Origin of the sequence: Alcaligenes nematophilus (assembly GCF_026344155.1) — a bacterium.
GTDB classification, from domain to species: domain Bacteria; phylum Pseudomonadota; class Gammaproteobacteria; order Burkholderiales; family Burkholderiaceae_B; genus Alcaligenes; species Alcaligenes phenolicus.
The window spans coordinates 158,092-173,435 of record NZ_JAPKMZ010000005.1; the positions used below are offsets into that span (position 1 = coordinate 158,092).

Below are 15,344 nucleotides of genomic sequence, written 5' to 3' on the forward strand. Positions count from 1 at the left end.
CCATGATGAATGCATTTACCTGGCCTGTGCCAAGCGATGTTCGCCTGATTCCACTACCAGCCCTGAACGACAACTATATATGGGCTTTAAGTCGAAACGGTCATGCCCTGGTTGTGGACCCCGGCCAGGCCGCCCCGGTTCTGGATTGGCTGGAACGCGAGTCCTTACAACTGGATGCCATTTTACTGACACACCACCACGGTGACCACGTTGGGGGTGTCATGGATATCCTGGCCAAGCACCCGGCTCGCGTCTGGGGCCCCGCCAACGAGCGTCTGCCTGCCTGTGACGTGCGTGTCGGCCAGTCCGATAAGGTCGAGTTACCTACTCTGGAACTGACGCTGGACGTGCTGGACATCCCCGGCCATACCGCCGGACACGTTGCGTACTTTGGTCAAAATGAGGTAAAACAGCCCTTTGTTTTCTGTGGTGATACCTTGTTTGCTGCTGGTTGCGGACGCCTGTTTGAAGGCACCCCGGCACAAATGACGGATTCCCTGGGCAAGTTGGCAAAACTGCCATCGGACACCCTGATCTGCTGTGCGCACGAATACACTTTATCCAATTTACGCTGGGCTCTAGAGGTAGAGCCGGACAATCCCCAACTGCATGAACGTTGGAAACAGGATAATCTCAAGCGTCAGCAAAACTTGCCTACGGTGCCCTCCACCTTGAAAACAGAATTGGCTACCAATCCATTTCTGCGTTGTGAGACGACTGCTGTTATCAAGGCTGCCGAGCACCATGCTGCCCAGTCCCTTAATAATCCTGTCGAGGTATTTGCCAGCCTGCGCGACTGGAAAAACAATTTCTGAAGATTCCGCAATGAACCTAATGAGACTTTTTGCGCTGCTATGCGCTTTCGTGCTGGCAGGCTGCGCCACAGGCCCCAAGGTCAGCCCTCAAAAAGCCGCCAAGACCTCCACCAGCATTGCCGCCGATACGTCTCGCACCATTGATCTGACCCACCCACCCAAAGACGCGTGGGACCGGATGCGCCGGGGTTTCTCCATCCCCAACCTGCATACCGATCTGGTTGATTACTGGACCAACTACTACGCTTCGCACCCCGAATCCATCCGTACCATGAGCCAGCGCGCCTCGCGCTATCTGTACCACATCATGGACGAGCTCGATGCCCGTGGCCTGCCTTCCGAACTGGCCTTGCTGCCTTTTGTGGAAAGTGCCTATAACCCCGTCGCCTATTCGCGCTCCCATGCGTCCGGTCTGTGGCAGTTCATCCCCAGCACCGGCACACAATACAAGCTGGAGCAGAACTGGTGGGTAGACCAGCGCCGTGACCCGGTCGAGTCCACTCGCGCTGCTTTGGACTATCTGTCTTACTTGTACGAGTTCCAGGGCGACTGGTATTTGGCCCTGGCCTCCTACAACTGGGGTGAAGGTTCGGTACGCCGCGCCATGGAGCGTAATGAACAGGCCAACCTGGATGTTGACTACTTATCGCTGAAGATGCCGGACGAAACACGTAATTACGTCCCCAAACTGCAAGCGATCAAAAACATTGTGGCTAACCCGGAGCGTTATGGCATCACCCTGCCTCCAGTCAGCAATACACCGTATTTCACAGCCGTGCGCAAAAACAAGGACATTGACGTAGCCCTTGCTGCTGAACTGGCTGAAATCTCCGTGGACGAGTTCAAAGCCTTGAACGCTGCCCACAATCGCCCCACAATCCCTGCCGATCGCGGTACCTTGCTGCTGCCCGCCAACAAGGTGGATATCTTCAATGCCAATCTGGCGGCCTACCAGGGCAAGCTCAGTAACTGGAAGGCCTACCAATCCAAGCGCGGCGAAAGCTATCTGTCCATTGCCCAGCGTCACGGCATTACCTTGTCGCAGCTGCGCTCCATCAACGGTTTGGGTAGCAAGAGCACCAAGGCCGTGGCCCAGACACTATTGGTGCCCAGCACCACCTTGGGTGAAGGCAGCCTGCAACTGGCTTCTCTGACCAATACACCTGCCGCCCCGGTAGCGCAAAGCACACGCCGTGCTCGTACGCAAACGGCCAGCGTCAACCGCAAGAATGACACTGTTGTTTTGCGTCGCGGCGCCAATGTGCGCACCCATACGGTTCGACAGGGCGATACACTTTACGCCTTGGCCAAACGGTACGACACTTCGGTGGCAGAACTGCGGCGCCTGAACAATATCAAAGGCAGCTCTCTTTCCAGGGGGACACGTTTGCGTGTTCCCGGTTCCAATATTCGTGGCTAAGTCCACCCACTAATTACATAAAGGATTTTCAGCATGGGTTTCCTGCAAGGAAAACGCATCCTGGTCACAGGCGTCCTCTCGAATCGCTCTATTGCTTACGGGATTGCGCAAGCATGTCGCCAACAAGGTGCTGATATTGCCCTGACCTATGTAGGCGAGCGTTTTAAAGAACGTGTTGAAGGCTTTGCCAAAGAACTGGGCACGGATATCGTGCTGCCCTGTGATGTGTCTGAAGACGATCAGATCGAACAGGCCATGGCCTCGCTGGGCGAGCGCTGGGACGGTCTGGACGGTTTGGTGCACTCCATTGGTTTTGCACCCCGTGAAGCCATTGCCGGCAACTTCCTGGACGGCCTGTCGCGCGAATCGTTCCGCGTCGCTCATGACATTTCCGCCTACAGCTTTCCCGCACTGGCCAAGGCTGCCCTGCCCTTGCTGAAGGGCCGCAAGAGTTCGGTGCTGACCCTGACCTACCTGGGCGCTGAAAAAGCCATCCCTAACTACAACACCATGGGCGTGGCCAAAGCTGCGTTGGAAGCCTCGGTGCGTTACCTGGCGGTGGCGCTGGGCGAGTACGGCATTCGTGCCAACGCCATCTCGGCCGGTCCTATCAAGACACTGGCTGCCAGCGGCATCAAGGATTTCTCCACCATTCTGAAATTCGTAGAGACGCACGCTCCCTTGCAGCGCAACGTCACCATTGAAGAAGTGGGCAATGTGGCCTCCTTCCTGATGTCCGAATTGGCCAGCGGTATCACAGGCGAAATCACGCACGTTGACGCCGGCTTTAACTGCATCGTTCCGGGTATGCAGGAGTAAGGCTTCACGCTTTGATGGGAATAAAAATAGCGGCCTTGGCCGCTATTTTCTTGCTTGGAAACTTCCAGACAAAACCTGCGCAGCTTGGTGTGTGTCGCTGGGGATGGAACCCGAACAAAGCCTGCCCAATCCTGCTAAATCCTGTCACAGGCCAATCAGGCAGAACAGACAGCCCTGTAAGGCTCTGGCGAATCACTCGCCCTGCGCTCCCTCTTCCACAAAATCGCTACGCAAAATGCCATGCCGTTGCAGCTTGTCGTAAAAGGTTTTGCGCGGGATACGCAGGTCCTGCAAGGTCGCCTTGATATCGCCACGATGGCGTGCCAGCGCCTGACGTATCTGCTGCGACTCGAACTGCTCCATGCGGGCGGGCAGGCTCAAGTCCTCGTTTTCCAGCTCCTTGATCTCCGGGTGCTGCACACCCAGCACTTCACGTTGCGCAAAGTGCGCCAGCTCGCGCACATTGCCCGGCCAATGGTGTGATTGCATATAGGCCAGGCTGCGCGCATCGGGCATCTTTTGCGGCATGCCGTACTTCTTGGCAGCCAGCGCCGCAAAGTGGGCGAACAGCATGGGGATGTCCTCCTTGCGCTCTCGCAACGGTGGCAGACGCAAGGTGACCACATTGAGTCGGTAATACAAATCGGCGCGGAAGTTCGTACGCTGGGCGGGGTCGGACAAATCCACCTTGCTAGCGGCAACGACGCGGATATCTACCGGGTGCTCTTCGTTGGAACCCAAAGGAGTTACGCAACGGGTTTCCAGCACACGCAGCAAGCGCACCTGCGCAATCATGGGCATGCTTTCGATTTCATCCAGAAACAGCGTGCCACGGTGTGCATGTTCAACACTGCCTACACGTCTGCGCTGCGCGCCCGTGAATGCCCCGGCTTCGTGACCGAACAGCTCGCTTTCAATAATGGTTTCAGGCAAGGCACCACAATTCAGCGCCACAAAACGATGCTGTGCTCGGGCGCTCCAGCGGTGCAGCAACATGGCCACCACCTCCTTGCCTGTGCCGGTTTCCCCTTCCACCAGCACATCCACATCGGACTGTGCCAGATGCCGCAAGGTAGTGCGTAAATTGACCATGACCTCGGAATTACCCAGGAGCGCCGGGCCTTGGCCATCCTCGTCCAGTTCTTCGCGCAAGGCACGGTTTTGCAGAACCAGACTGCGCTGCATGGCGGCATGACGTATTACCGTCAGCAGGCGTTCGGCCTGATAGGGCTTGGTCAGAAAATCAAAGGCGCCATCGTGCATGGCCTGTACGGCCATATCAATATCGCCGTGGCCAGTAATCAGTACGACGGGCTGCTCGGGATCGCGAGCATGCAAGGCCTGCATCAGCGCCAGGCCATCCATGCCCGGCATACGAATATCCGTCACCACCACGCCGGGATAATCCTTGGGCAAGCGGCTCAAGGCCTCCTGCCCGCTGGCACAGGCCACCACTTTCAGGCCCGCCAGTTCCAGACTTTGCACCACGGCGGCACGCAAGTCCGCATCATCATCAACAAACGCGACTTCCATTCTTATCTCTCTCCCTGGCCCAGCTCGCTATCGGCATTGCGCAGCACGATATGGAACGTGGCGCCACCCAGGCGCGAAGGCCCTTCTTCCAAACGGCCACCCAGGGCCGCCACAATATCGTGCGAGATCACCAACCCGAGGCCCACGCCTTGCCGGCGGCTGGAGCTAAAGGGGGTAAACAGGCGCTGGCGGATTTCCGGACTCAGGCCGGGGCCGTTGTCAGAAACCACAATGCGCACATGCTGCTGCTCGCTCATCACTTCAATACGAATGCGCCCCTGACGGCTCCCTTCCAGAGCATCAAGCGCATTACGCAGTAAATTCACCAGAACCTGTTCCAGGCGTACCGGCAAAGCCCATACACGCACAGATTCGTTCACGCCTTCCAGCTCCAGATCTACACCCTGTGCCCTTGCCCGGTGTTCCAATAATTGCCAGGCGCTATCCACGGCCGAGCGTACCCGTACCGGGCCTTCCTGCTCTTTGGGCTTGCGAGCGTAATGGCACAGCTGAGAGGTAATGCTGCCGATGCGTTGGGTCAACGTCTGGATGCGGGACAGGTTCTGCCGTGCCGTTTCCGTCTGGCCCTGATCCAGCAAACGCAAAGTGTTGTCGGCATAGACCTCAATCGCCGCCACGGGCTGGTTGATCTCGTGAGCCACCCCCGCCGTCACCTGCCCCAGAAAGGACAGCTTCTCGGCCTGCTCCAACTGTTCACGCAGATCACGTGCACGCGAACGGGCTTCCTGCAGGGCCTGCATCTCCTGCTCCAGGCGGCGACGCGCCACCTGCAACTGGGCGGTGCGGGACTCCACCGCTTCTTCAAGGGCATCACGCAGCAACTCCTGCCGCGCCTGGGCTTCCCGTCGCTGTTGATTGCGTTGCAGCGCCAAGGCCGTCAGCACCAGCGCTGCGAATAACAGTCCCATCACCGTCAGACGGGATTGAAAGGCCTGGGTCTGCAACGCGGCATCCATAGGAGCCATCGCGTGCAAAGTCCAATCACTGCCCGCGACAGGCTGCTGCACATGCAAAAAGCGCTCCTGCCCCAGTGTCCAGAAGGAGGCCCGTTCGCCGGAATCCGACATATTCAAGCCCACTGACTCCAAGGGCTCATTACCAAACTGCTGACTGGCCCGCAGCTTGACCAGTTGCTCGGGCGCAGCTTGATCCAGACTATGCAAACGCCAGTCCGGTTCACCACTTAGCAGGATCACGCCATTGGGATCACTGACAAACATGCGATCGCCATAACCTTCCCATTCTTTTTCCAGCAGATCGAATACCAGCTTGATGACGACCACACCAACCGGCTTGCCGTCCTGATCTTGCACCATGCGTGAAATGTACAAACCCGCCTTGCCGCTGGCAGTCCCCAAGGCAAAGTATTCCGCATGCCCCTGCTCCAGGGCTTTGGTGAAGTAAGGGCGGAAACCGTAGTGATTGCCCACGAAGCTGTCGGGCTCCTGCCAGTTACTGGACACCAGCGTCTGCGAATGAATATCCAGCAGGTACAGAACAGGAGCGCCCGTATCTTCGGCCAATTGCTGGAACTTGCGATTCAAAGCCTCGGCATCACCATAGGCAGGATTGCCCATCAGGTATTGGCGCAGAGCCTCGTCCTGGGCCAGCGCAAAGGACAAGGTGCGGAATTTGTCGCGAATTGTCCTGATCCAGCCGGCATTCCCGCGCATCAAGGAATCAAGCCGCTGTTCGCTTTGTGTCAGCAAACGAGCCGTGCCCAAATCGGCCGAACGCCAGAAGGCAAACAGCCCCAGCACAACGGCCAAGCCCAGCAGCAGCAACCATTCGAGCCTGAAGCGCCGCCGCATGCCCGAAGAAACCGGAATGGAGTTCATGAAACCTGTGCGAAATATCGCCAAAAATTAGTAATAGCTGTGCGGATTTTCGCACACATAAGCAGATAGCGGGGAAGTCTCCTGTCCGCAAGCCGCTTATTTACTGGTTTTCTGCCGGTGAACAGATTGGCACGGATGTTGCTTTAGTCATGAGCTTATGGGCCGGGACAAGGATTCCGGCGAGCTTAAACCGCCTGCCCACACACAATTCCAAGCAGGCCACCAGCTGACTGCCAGGTCGGCTACATCAAGTCACGGAGACGACATCATGATGGATATAAGCACAGGAGACCGTTCGGTACCGCAGATCGTCAAAATCAAGTGGTATCGAATTTTGTACGTACAGGTCATCATCGCCATCACTATCGGGATTTTGCTGGGCCATTTTTACCCCTCGCTGGGCGAGAGCATGAAGCCTTTGGGCGATGCCTTCATCAAGCTGGTCAAAATGATTATTGCGCCCGTCATTTTCCTGACGGTAGCCACCGGCATTGCCGCCATGACAGACCTGCAAAAAGTGGGCCGTGTGGTGGGCAAGGCCATGATTTACTTTCTGACTTTCTCCACGCTGGCCCTGATTGTAGGCTTGGTGGTCAGCAATATCGTGCAGCCCGGCCATGGCATGAACATTGACCCCAGCACCCTGGACCCCAGCTCTATCCAGGGCTACGTGCAGCAAGCCCATGACAGCACGCTGACAGGCTTTTTGATGAACATCATCCCTGCCACCCTGATCAGCCCCTTTACCGGCGGCGACATTCTGCAGGTGCTGTTTGTGGCCGTGCTGTTTGGTATTGCCCTGGCCGCTGTGGGCGATCACGGCAAACCCGTGCTGAAACTGCTGCAAGCCTTGATGACGCCTGTTTTCAAGCTGGTTGCCATCCTGATGAAAGCCGCTCCCATCGGGGCCTTCGGTGCCATCTCTTTCACCATCGGTAAATACGGGATTGAATCCGTGTCCAGCCTGGCGCTGCTGGTGGTGACTTTCTACGTCACCTCCGTGCTTTTTGTGCTGATCATTCTGGGTGCCGTGGCCCGCTACAACGGCTTTTCCATCACCAAGCTGATCCGCTACATTCGTGAAGAACTGCTGCTGGTGCTGGGTACCAGCTCCTCGGAAGCGGCTTTGCCTACCTTGATGCAGAAGATGGAACGCGCCGGGTGTGCCAAGTCGGTTGTGGGCCTGGTTGTACCTACCGGCTACTCCTTCAACCTGGACGGCACCAATATCTACATGACCATGGCGGCCCTGTTCATCGCCCAGGCTTGTGATATTCCACTGACCTTGCAGCAGCAGGTTCTGCTATTGCTGGTTGCCATGCTCAGCTCCAAAGGCGCGGCGGGTGTAACGGGGGCCGGTTTCATTACCTTGGCGGCTACCCTGTCCGTGGTGCCTTCGGTACCTATCGCTGGCATGACTCTGATCCTGGGGATTGACCGCTTCATGTCCGAATGCCGTGCGCTGACCAATCTGGTGGGCAATGCGGTTGCCACCATTGTGGTTGCCCGCTGGGAAGGCGAACTGGATGCCGATCAACTTAACAGCGCCATGAATGGCGAGCTGCCACCACTGGATACCAGTGTCACCTTGCATCAGCGTGGTGACATGGAGATTCCCGCACAAGAGGCCAGCGAGCCGCGCGCGACTGTTGCAGCCTGATTCGGGCACTTGAAAAGAAAGGCCGGTTTTCAATTGAGAACCGGCCTTTTGCTTGTCTGCATGTTCTGGCCAAGCTGCTCCCGCTCGTATTGCTTCGGGCAGGTCGTTAGCGACTCAGTCAGACAGAAGGAAACTGCACAATCTCGCTGTCTGGCGTCCAGGCAGGGTATTTATCCATGATGCTCAGGAACAAAGGGCTGGACTGAAAGTTCAGCAACCAGGTCGACAAGGCCGTCCAAGGCTGCGCATCAAACCAGCCCCTGTTCACTTGTGCGAATTGCCGCACAAAGGGGGCAATCGCCAAATCTGCCAGACAAGGACGCTGTCCCATCAGGTAGCCCTGCTGTTCAATGCGGGCATTCAGGCCCATCAATAATTCACTGGCTTGGGCTCTATGCAGGGCCGAAAAACTGGCTGCATCCGTGAATTGTTCATCCTCGGTATGGCGATCCGGGTATTTATAGCAATCCAGATGCCGCTTGAAAGGCCCGTCATTGGCCGCAATCAGGGCCAGCATTTGCTCGACATCGCCCTGCTCAGGCTGCAAATACTGCTTGGGATCTTGAATCGCCAAAGCCCAACGCATGATGTCCAGGCTTTCATCAATAACCTTGCCATCGGGCAAGACCAGCACCGGGACGGTGGCTTTGGGAGAGGCCAGGCGCAGGGCCTCGGGTTTGTCGCGCAGTACGACTTCGCGCAACTGACAAGTTACGCCGCTGGCCGCAATAGCCAGCCGTGCCCGCATGGCATAGGGGCAACGGCGAAAGGAATACAAAATGGGCAGATCAGATAAGGACATGCTCAATCCGTTAAAAAGCCGCGCCACAGGCACGGACTTAAAGCGCTGGCGTTTATGCAAAGCGCCCTTCTGTAGCAGAAGGGCGGACTATAAACGACGCAGCGCCAGAATCAAGCTAGTAGAGGTAACACAGTGGCCCGATCAGGGCTAGGCGTCCTTGCCTTGCTGAGCCAGCAGGCGTTGCTCTTCCGCCTTGCGACGGGCGGCTTCACGGCGCTCGGTCAACTCGTCCATGCTGACGCCAATGTGACGCTCTTCACGCTCGCGCGCCAAGGCCACTTGCTTTTGACGCTCGCGGAAACGCTCGATCTGCTCGGGGGAACTGTGGCCGTGGCAGTAGGGACAGCTGACGCCTTCTTCGAACTGGGGCGAGGCTTTTTCCTCTTCGCTGATAGGCATGCGACAGGCACGGCAGAAATCATAATCGCCGGGTTCCAGACCGTGACGCACCGATACGCGCTCGTCGAACACAAAGCAGTCACCATCCCACAGGCTTTCTGCTGCTGGAATCTCTTCCAGATATTTCAGAATGCCGCCTTGCAGGTGGTAAACCTGATCAAAGCCTTGCGAACGCATGAAGGCCGTGGATTTTTCACAGCGGATACCGCCGGTACAGAACATGGCCACGCGCGGTTTGCCATGCAAGACACCGCCTTCCTTGGACTGCTCGGCCACCCACTGAGGAAACTCGGTAAAGCTTTGGGTCTTGGGGTTGATGGCACGGTTAAAAGTGCCAATACCCACTTCGTAATCGTTGCGGGTATCCACCACCACCACGTCCGGATCGCTGATCAGGGCATTCCAGTCTTCGGGAGCAACATACTCGCCCACCATTTCGGCGGTTTTCAGATCCGGTACGCCCAGGGTAACGATCTCTTTTTTCAGCTTCACCTTGAGGCGGTAAAACGGAGCCTTGTCGGCATAGGACTCTTTATGCACCAGGCCAGAAATACGTGGATCGGAGTTCAAATATGCCAAGACGGCACGAATACCCTCCTGAGGGCCGGCAATCGTGCCGTTAATCCCTTCGCGCGCCAGCAACAGCGTGCCCTTGACCTCGTGCTGCTCGCAAAAAGCAAACAAGGGGTCGCGCATTTGGGCGAAATCGGGCAATTCCACGAACTTATATAAAGCCGCGATCAGGTAGGTAGACATAGGTAAACGAATTCTCTGGATAGAAGCGGTGGCGCAGCCCGCAGGCGGTAGGACAGCGTAGGCCGTCGTACACTATACGCGACTGATACCCCTTGGGCCTTTGACGCCCGTCAAAAAAATAGGGCGGGCCGGGGATTCAACTTTAAAATCATAACGCTAAAGCCGTCAGGCCGCATCTGGCCCCGGTCCCTGTTTCACTTTGCACGAGAGCTATGGATTCCGTAACACAAGCAGTCCTCGGTGCCAGCATCTGCGGCTCCCTCCTCGGGCGGCAGTATGGCCGCAAGGCGGTCCTGTCCGGTGCCATCATCGCCACCCTGCCCGATCTGGATGTCTTCATTCAATATGGGGACCCGATTACCTCCATGGTCAGTCATCGGGGTTTCTCGCACTCTTTGTTTGTGTTGAGCGCGGCAGGCATCCTGGTCACCCTTTTATGGCGACTGCTGTTTCCACAAGCACGTGCCTCTGCGGGGAGGCTGGGGCTGGCGGTCTGGCTGGCGCTGATTACCCACCCTCTTCTGGATGCCTTTACCAGTTACGGAACGCAATTGCTGTGGCCTTTGGCCGCTACCCCGGCAACCTGGTCCAGCATCTTCATTATTGACCCGCTCTATACCGTGCCCTTACTGATCGCCACGATCATAGGCTTGATTCGTGGGCCGGCACCCGCAACGATACGGGCCTGCAACTGGGCCTTGCTCTTGAGCAGCCTGTATCTGGCAGCCTCGGTAGGTGCCAAGTTCTGGGCCGAGCAACAGGCAACCGCACAGCTCAAACAAGAGCAGGTGGAAATCGCGCGGGTATACTCCGCCGCCCAACCCATGAACATCCTGCTCTGGCGTGTACTGGTGCGCGACACACAGGACCGGGAATGCGAAGTCATGGTGGGCCTGCTGGACCGGCTGCGTGCACCCAAGGGGCATCAATACGAATCCCTGTGCCTGCCCGTTCATAGCGACTACACCCAGCTGTTCCCCCCCTTGAAACAGCTGGAGCAACTGCGCTGGTTTTCGGACGATTGGCTGCGCTACGACATCATCGATGACCTGCTGGTGGTCAGTGATATACGCATGAGCCTGGGCCCTGGCCAGTACAGTTTCCGCTTTGTCGTAGCCGAACGCATTGCCGACGACACCTGGTTGCCGGTGATTCCGTATCGTTGGGCCAGTGGCCACAATATTGCTTTGCTAAAGCCCGTTCTGCGTCGTATTTGGGAGCCGACTCCACCGCTACCGCTACAAGAATGGGCCAAACGCATTGATGCCGGCGTGCCTATTCCCAGGGCAAGCCCAGACTTCCAGGACATGGATTAAGCAAGGCCAAAAACCAGAGACGGAGACGGGCCTGTGCAGGGTGGGCATAGCCAACTGTTGCTAGCCCGCCCGGCCGCGTGTAGCACGCACTCCTGAAACATAAGGTCCTAGCTTGATACAAAATACGAAGTGGTGAAGCTATAAAATTGCGTCCTGCCCGATAGGGGTTTTAACGTATTGCCAACGCATCAAAAGCATCAATCACTTTCATCATGAATTTAAAAAAACTATCTGTTTTCGCCACGCTGGGCCTTTGCATCGCTATTGCGGGCTGCAACAGCGAAGAAGCGACAGAAGCACCATCTCAAGCGGTCTCGTCCGAGCAAGGCTTTATCCAGAAATACAATGCCTATGTTGAAGTCGCCAATAGCTTGCATACGCCTTTCTACCGTGCGCTTTCCGATTATCAAACCGTCTACGAGCCTGCCGTGCGCTCAGGCAAGAAACTGGATAACTATTCCGTTGTTTCACTGGTAAGCATCAAGAACACCCAGGAAAAACTGAAATCCGCCTTGGCACTGGAAGCCAACATGCCGGAAATAGATGGACCAGCAAAGCAGTTTGACGACTCCTTGACCAAGCTGGCACCTCTCAATTCCGAGTTGAACAACTATGCCGAATCAAAAGAGTTTCTGACGGATGGCGGCAAGAAGGCAACCGACAATAACGAGGCGTTCGTCAGCGCCCTGACAGAAGTCGTACAGGCAGAGGCTGCATTTCTCCAAGGTATTCAGAAACAGGATGAGATAAACATCCAGACCTCTTTCGATAAAGCACCCAAGGACTCAATGGAGCATTACCGTTTGGGTGCCGTGCTGTTCAGCAAGCAGGCCATGAACAAGGTCGATGCTATTTTCGAGCAGCAGGGAGCCAAAGAGAGCATTCCCCCCTTCCAGGAAAGTCTTGACCAGGCAGCCGCGATGATCAGCAACTGGGATAAAAAATTCAAGGAAGAAACGCCGCAAGGATGCCCAAGAATCATGTCGAAAATGAATGAATTCCTGGCTCAGGGCAGAAGCGTCATCCAGCATGCCTCTGAAGGCAATTACGTACCTCAGCAAGGCTCGATCAGCTGGCAGATCAATAATCCGATAAAAAATGACGCCAGCAGCTTGCAATTGAAATTCAATGCAATGATCGGGGCGCTTAACTATCCCCGCTGCTAATGGCGCCCAGAGACTGAGCTTGAAGCCGTAAATCTGGCGTCAGGCTCCAGTCTCAATGCAGGCAGTCATGCCTGCTCTGGCCGGCGCGCTTTGTCTTGAAGCGACCTACACAATCAGCCCCCACGCTGCGCCTTTGGCTTAGTGCCTCCGAGGGGGTTTTTTATTTCACGATGACTCCAGCACCGAATTTCGCTGGACTACGCCGCAGCCCGATACAGCAGGTTTATCAATGGGTTAGGCGAGTTCAGCATATGACGGTGCTTTCTGAAACCTGACCCGGCTTCCGTCCGCTTGGCCCCCATGTGGCTCTTGGAAACGGGTCTTTCCGAGGAGTCATCATGGCTAAGATCAAGCTCACCAAGACCGCCGTTGATGCGGCGCAACCCCAGGTGCAGGCCGTCGAACTACGGGATACCGTGGTGCCCGGCTTCTTGTGCAAGATTACCCCAGCGGGCCGCAAGGTGTTCATGCTCCAGTACCGGACGAACACCGGAGAGCGCCGCAAGCCCGCCCTGGGCTTGTTCGGGGAACTGACCGTAGAGCAGGCCCGCGTCATGGCGCAGGACTGGCTGGCCGAGGTTCGCCGGGGTGGCGACCCTGGCGGTGCCAAGGCCGAGGCGCGCAAAGCGCCGACGGTCGAAGCGTTGTGCAAGAAGTTCATGGAGGACTACTCCAAGAAGCGCAACAAGGTCAGCACGCAGGAAGGCTATCAGGCGGTCATCGACCGCAATATCGTCCCGCTGCTGGGCCGCAAGAAGGTGCAGGACGTGAAGCGGCCCGACATTGCCGGGCTGATGGAGAAGCTGGCCTACAAGCCGGCCGACGCGAATCACACCTTCGGCGTGCTGCGCAAGATGTTCAACATGGCCGAAGTGTGGGGCTTTCGCCCGGATGGCACCAATCCCTGCCGACACGTCCCCATGTTCCCGGCTGGCAAGGCTACCCGCCTCATCAATGACGAGGAAATGGCGCGCATCTTCCGCCATTTGGAGCATATGGAGGCCGAGGAGCTGGAGAACTACGTCATCCCTCTGGCGATCCGGCTGCAATTCGAGTTTGCCGGTCGCCGCTCCGAAATCTGCGCGCTCGAATGGAGCTGGATCGACCTGGAGAATCGGCGCGTGGTGTGGCCCGACAGCAAGACCGGAGGCATGTCCAAGCCTTTGAGCGAAGAAGCCCACCGGCTGCTTTCGACCGCACCCCGTCGGGAAGGTTGTCCCTACGTGCTGCCGTCACCCAACGACCCGGCCAAGCACCTGACCTATGGCGAGCACTACGGCGGCTGGACTCGGGCGCTCAAGGCGGCTGGCGTGCCGCACGTCGGCACGCACGGTATCCGCCACCGCTCCGCGACCGATATTGCCAATTCGGGTATCCCGGTCAAGGTCGGCATGGTGCTGACGGCGCACAAGACCGTGGCGATGTTCATGCGCTATGTCCACACCGAGGACAAGCCGGTTCGGGAAGCCGCCGAACTGGTGGCGAGCCGGCGCAAGACGATCACCGGCACCAAACGCCCCCCTGCTGCGGAGGCGACGGCATGACCAGGCGCAAGGCATCCATCGCGTCGCCAGCGCCTTCGGCGCTGCTGGGCGACATTCGGGCACTGATCGAGGCGGCGCGCAAGCGCGCCGCCTCGGCGGTGAATAGCGAGCTGACAATGCTCTACTGGCGCATCGGTCAGCGCATTCACACGCAGGTCTTGGAAGGCCGCCGGGCCGACTATGGTGAGGAAGTCGTGTCCACCCTGGCGGCTCAACTGGTGAAGGAGTACGGCGGCAGCTTTTCAGTCAAGAACCTGCGTCGCATGGTGCAGTTCGCCGTCGCCTACCCGGACGAGCGAATTGTCGTATCACTGATACGACAATTGAGCTGGACGCACTTCATCGCCCTGATTCCGCTGAAAGACCCGCTCCAGCGAGACTACTACGCGCAGATGGCGAGCGCCGAACGCTGGAGCGTGCGGACGCTGCGCGAGCGCATAGACTCGATGCTGTACGAGCGCACGGCCCTGTCCCAAAAACCGGAAGAAACCATCGCGCAGGAGCTGGCGACCCTGCGCGATGCGCAACGCATGACGCCGGCGCTGGTCATGCGCGACCCGTACATCCTCGACTTCCTGGGCCTGCGGGATAGCTGGCAGGAAAGCGACTTGGAAGCCGCGATCATCCGCGAAATGGAAGCCTTCCTACTGGAGCTCGGCACGGGCTTCTGCTTCGTCGCCCGGCAGAAGCGTATCCAGATTGACGACGAGGATTTTCACCTTGACCTGCTGTTCTACAACCGCAAGCTGCGGCGGCTGGTGGCGGTGGAGTTGAAGATCGGCGAGTTCAAGGCAGCCTACAAAGGGCAGATGGAGCTTTACTTGCGCTGGCTGGACAAGCACGAGCGGGAGCCGGAGGAAGCCTCGCCGCTGGGAATCATCCTTTGCACTGGCAAGAAGCGCGAGCAGATCGAGTTGCTGGAACTGGATAAGTCGGGCATCCACGTTGCCGAGTACCTGACCAGCTTGCCGCCGCGTGCGGTGCTGGGCGAGAAGTTGCAGCAGGCGACCGAGCGGGCGCGGTTGCAGATCGAGCAGCGCCAGCAAGACACCGAGTAGCCCAAACAGCATTCGTGCGTCCCGGCGTGCCGCCGTCGGGTTCGCGGGCTGCGCCCCGCGCTTCGTGCTGAATTGCAGCCATCCGGCTTTGACCCCTGACGCCTTCGGCCCTGGCGGGCCTGCGCGCTGCGCTTGCACAAAGGCCAGTGTGTGCAATGGGCGGGTGTAGGCGGTCTTGCTGTTCCCTTCACCGTATC

The 15,344-nt window shown here is 57.7% G+C and carries 12 protein-coding genes; 8 read left to right on the forward strand and 4 right to left on the reverse strand.

The features are described 5' to 3' along the window. Nucleotides 1-5: 5 nt before the first annotated feature. From gloB to fabI, 3 genes are read left to right on the forward strand one after another with little or no spacing between them, the layout of a single operon-like run. Nucleotides 6-815 (forward strand): hydroxyacylglutathione hydrolase, encoded by an 810-nt coding sequence (gene gloB, locus OSH04_RS14405; protein ID WP_407066163.1) that lies wholly within the window; start codon nt 6-8, stop codon nt 813-815. 10 nt (nt 816-825) lie between these two features. After that, the gene (locus OSH04_RS14410; protein WP_026485385.1) at nt 826-2,235 is read left to right on the forward strand and encodes a transglycosylase SLT domain-containing protein; all 1,410 of its coding nucleotides are present in this window, start codon (nt 826-828) and stop codon (nt 2,233-2,235) included. 33 nt (nt 2,236-2,268) lie between these two features. Further along, the gene (gene fabI, locus OSH04_RS14415; RefSeq protein ID WP_009460819.1) at nt 2,269-3,054 is read left to right on the forward strand and encodes an enoyl-ACP reductase FabI; all 786 of its coding nucleotides are present in this window, start codon (nt 2,269-2,271) and stop codon (nt 3,052-3,054) included. A gap of 192 nt (nt 3,055-3,246) precedes the next feature. On the opposite strand, the gene OSH04_RS14420 is transcribed toward fabI, so the two are convergent. After that, the gene (locus OSH04_RS14420) at nt 3,247-4,587 is read right to left on the reverse strand and encodes a sigma-54-dependent transcriptional regulator (protein WP_247966452.1); all 1,341 of its coding nucleotides are present in this window, start codon (nt 4,585-4,587) and stop codon (nt 3,247-3,249) included. Between the two features lie 2 nt (nt 4,588-4,589). Then, nucleotides 4,590-6,446 carry a sensor histidine kinase gene (locus OSH04_RS14425; protein ID WP_266108743.1) on the reverse strand — a complete coding sequence of 619 codons (1,857 nt, stop codon included), beginning with the start codon at nt 6,444-6,446 and terminating at the stop codon, nt 4,590-4,592. Between the two features lie 268 nt (nt 6,447-6,714). On the opposite strand from OSH04_RS14425, the gene OSH04_RS14430 reads away from it, so the two are divergent. Further along, nucleotides 6,715-8,106: a dicarboxylate/amino acid:cation symporter gene (locus tag OSH04_RS14430; protein WP_115634395.1), complete on the forward strand. Its 1,392-nt coding sequence runs from the start codon at nt 6,715-6,717 to the stop codon at nt 8,104-8,106. A gap of 118 nt (nt 8,107-8,224) precedes the next feature. On the opposite strand, the gene OSH04_RS14435 is transcribed toward OSH04_RS14430, so the two are convergent. Both OSH04_RS14435 and trhO read right to left on the reverse strand, forming a co-directional pair. Beyond that, the gene (locus OSH04_RS14435) at nt 8,225-8,908 is read right to left on the reverse strand and encodes a glutathione S-transferase (protein ID WP_060186703.1); all 684 of its coding nucleotides are present in this window, start codon (nt 8,906-8,908) and stop codon (nt 8,225-8,227) included. Nucleotides 8,909-9,055: 147 nt separating this feature from the next. After that, a complete protein-coding gene (gene trhO, locus OSH04_RS14440; RefSeq protein WP_022983316.1) occupies nt 9,056-10,063 on the reverse strand; it encodes an oxygen-dependent tRNA uridine(34) hydroxylase TrhO in 1,008 nt (335 codons plus the stop codon). A 212-nt stretch (nt 10,064-10,275) separates the two neighbouring features. On the opposite strand from trhO, the gene OSH04_RS14445 reads away from it, so the two are divergent. The 4 genes from OSH04_RS14445 (at nt 10,276) to OSH04_RS14460 (ending at nt 15,147) form a co-directional block, all read left to right on the forward strand. Continuing rightward, on the forward strand, nt 10,276-11,379 hold the full coding sequence (locus tag OSH04_RS14445; RefSeq protein ID WP_266108744.1) for a metal-dependent hydrolase: 1,104 nt from the start codon (nt 10,276-10,278) through the stop codon (nt 11,377-11,379). Between the two features lie 212 nt (nt 11,380-11,591). Continuing rightward, the gene (locus OSH04_RS14450) at nt 11,592-12,545 is read left to right on the forward strand and encodes a DUF3829 domain-containing protein (protein WP_266108745.1); all 954 of its coding nucleotides are present in this window, start codon (nt 11,592-11,594) and stop codon (nt 12,543-12,545) included. Between the two features lie 338 nt (nt 12,546-12,883). Then, nucleotides 12,884-14,089, forward strand: coding sequence for a tyrosine-type recombinase/integrase (locus OSH04_RS14455; protein WP_060042678.1), 1,206 nt, complete (start codon nt 12,884-12,886; stop codon nt 14,087-14,089). Beyond that, nucleotides 14,086-15,147: a PDDEXK nuclease domain-containing protein gene (locus OSH04_RS14460; RefSeq protein ID WP_128722774.1), complete on the forward strand. Its 1,062-nt coding sequence runs from the start codon at nt 14,086-14,088 to the stop codon at nt 15,145-15,147. The genes OSH04_RS14455 and OSH04_RS14460 overlap by 4 nt, the downstream gene beginning before the upstream one ends. Nucleotides 15,148-15,344 lie beyond the last annotated feature (197 nt).

Excerpts from the sequence above, each read along its gene's own strand:
- OSH04_RS14435 (WP_060186703.1), bottom strand. The coding sequence starts at position 8,908 with ATGTCCTTATCTGATCTGCCCATTTTGTATTCCTTTCGCCGTTGCCCC.
- OSH04_RS14460 (WP_128722774.1), top strand. The coding sequence starts at position 14,086 with ATGACCAGGCGCAAGGCATCCATCGCGTCGCCAGCGCCTTCGGCGCTG.
- OSH04_RS14410 (WP_026485385.1), top strand. The coding sequence starts at position 826 with ATGAACCTAATGAGACTTTTTGCGCTGCTATGCGCTTTCGTGCTGGCA.
- trhO (WP_022983316.1), bottom strand. The coding sequence starts at position 10,063 with ATGTCTACCTACCTGATCGCGGCTTTATATAAGTTCGTGGAATTGCCC.
- OSH04_RS14430 (WP_115634395.1), top strand. The coding sequence starts at position 6,715 with ATGATGGATATAAGCACAGGAGACCGTTCGGTACCGCAGATCGTCAAA.
- gloB (WP_407066163.1), top strand. The coding sequence starts at position 6 with ATGAATGCATTTACCTGGCCTGTGCCAAGCGATGTTCGCCTGATTCCA.
- fabI (WP_009460819.1), top strand. The coding sequence starts at position 2,269 with ATGGGTTTCCTGCAAGGAAAACGCATCCTGGTCACAGGCGTCCTCTCG.
- OSH04_RS14425 (WP_266108743.1), bottom strand. The coding sequence starts at position 6,446 with ATGAACTCCATTCCGGTTTCTTCGGGCATGCGGCGGCGCTTCAGGCTC.
- OSH04_RS14450 (WP_266108745.1), top strand. The coding sequence starts at position 11,592 with ATGAATTTAAAAAAACTATCTGTTTTCGCCACGCTGGGCCTTTGCATC.
- OSH04_RS14455 (WP_060042678.1), top strand. The coding sequence starts at position 12,884 with ATGGCTAAGATCAAGCTCACCAAGACCGCCGTTGATGCGGCGCAACCC.
- OSH04_RS14420 (WP_247966452.1), bottom strand. The coding sequence starts at position 4,587 with ATGGAAGTCGCGTTTGTTGATGATGATGCGGACTTGCGTGCCGCCGTG.
- OSH04_RS14445 (WP_266108744.1), top strand. The coding sequence starts at position 10,276 with ATGGATTCCGTAACACAAGCAGTCCTCGGTGCCAGCATCTGCGGCTCC.